The organism is Salinicola sp. RZ23, assembly GCF_003206675.1.
Taxonomy (GTDB): Bacteria; Pseudomonadota; Gammaproteobacteria; order Pseudomonadales; family Halomonadaceae; genus Salinicola; species Salinicola endophyticus.
Genome location: NZ_PZJK01000035.1, coordinates 1 through 1,460 on the forward strand (window position 1 = coordinate 1; position 1,460 = coordinate 1,460).

At 65.7% G+C, this 1,460-nt stretch carries 1 protein-coding gene; it reads right to left on the minus strand.

Annotated elements, in window-relative coordinates; all coding sequences use genetic code 11:
* On the minus strand, positions 1–1,096 hold a 1,096-nt coding region (locus DOM67_RS19715), incomplete at its 3' end, for a cache domain-containing protein (RefSeq protein ID WP_198651886.1).
* Between the last annotated feature and the right edge of the window lie 364 nt (positions 1,097–1,460).

The window sequence follows — 1,460 nt, forward strand, 5'->3', positions numbered from 1 at the left end:
CGGCGCCCACCGCGAGCATCGCCAGAGTGTCCTGATGGCGCTGGCCGGCGAGCTGCTGCTGCAGGTCGTTGATACCGGCCATGGCCACGCTATGGGGCAGGCGGATCAACACGATCCAGGGCTTGCCATCGGCCGGGCCGACATGGAACGGCCACGCCATCTCGATCTGGCCGCCCTCCTCACGCAGCTCAGGCTGCCCCTGGCGCGCCTGTTCGAGCAGCGCATTGACGTCGGCATCGAACACCTCGCTGGCGTTCTTGCCCATGGCCTTGGGGTCGTCGGTATAGGCGGTGATTCCGCCGCGCGGGGCGATCAGCGCCCAGTCGCCGGCACCATCGTAGAGCGTGCTGCTGGCAGCTTTCAGCAGGTCCTGGATGAAGTCGACCGAGAGATCGACCCCGGCCTCGCCGCGAAACTCACCATCGACCAGGATCGGCACGTTGAACGAGGTCAACATCAGCGTCTTGCCGTTGAGGTCGTAAGACGCCGGATCGATGATGCAGGGTTTGCGGGTCTCCTTGGGGCAGAGATAGTACTCGCCCTCGCGTGCCCCGCTCGGCATCACCTTGGTGCTCTCCAGGGTGTCGCCCAGCGGCGTCACCGCGACCTTGCCGTCGGCGGTGCGATACCACAACGGCATGAAGCGCCCATCCTTGGCATAGCCGGCGTCCTCGCGCCCCTGATAGTAGGCGTCGCTGCCGAAGGCGTTGGGCTCCCAGGCGATGTAAGCATCGAGCAGCTCGGGATTGTCGACCATCGTCTGGCGCACCAGGTTGGAGAGCTCGTCGCGGCCCAGCGAGAACCGACGCTGGCCCTGGTCATCGACCGCGCCCATCAGCGCATTGGCGCTGGCGAGGGAGTGCGCCAGGGTCAGGGCGTGATCGAGACGCGCCTGGATGCGTTCGGCCTCGCGTCCGGCCACCGCGTTCAGGCGCTCGCGAATGCTGGTGGTCAGCAGCTCATCGGTGCGGCTGTCCACCAGCGCCTGCGAGCGGGTGTTGGCGTAGATGGTGTAACCCACCAGCGCCGCGACCACGAAGACAATGCACGCCCCCACCAGCAGCGTGACCAAGGTACGTATCGATTTGAAGTGCATAAGGGGTTCCCGGAGAAAACGGTAGCGCCGGAGGCGCCACCAGCGAACGGCGCGCGCCGTTCTCGTTGTTCTGTTCTCGTCTGGCGCACTCGGCGCCTTTCCTGATGAGATATCGCCGTCGCTGGAGCAAACTTTAGGTATAGTTTGACAAGAGAGAGCTACAACAAAGAGAGGTGATGGCCGGGGCAGACGCCCCGGCCCTCCATCGGGTCAGCTCAACGCCGGGCGCTTGTGAGCCCCCGTGTCATCCAGGGTAAACACGCCCACCGTCTCGGCCAGGCGCTGCGACTCCTGCTGCAGCGCGGCGGCGGCGGTGGCGGTCTGCTGCACCATGCTGGCGTTCTGCTGAGTCACGCTGTCGAGT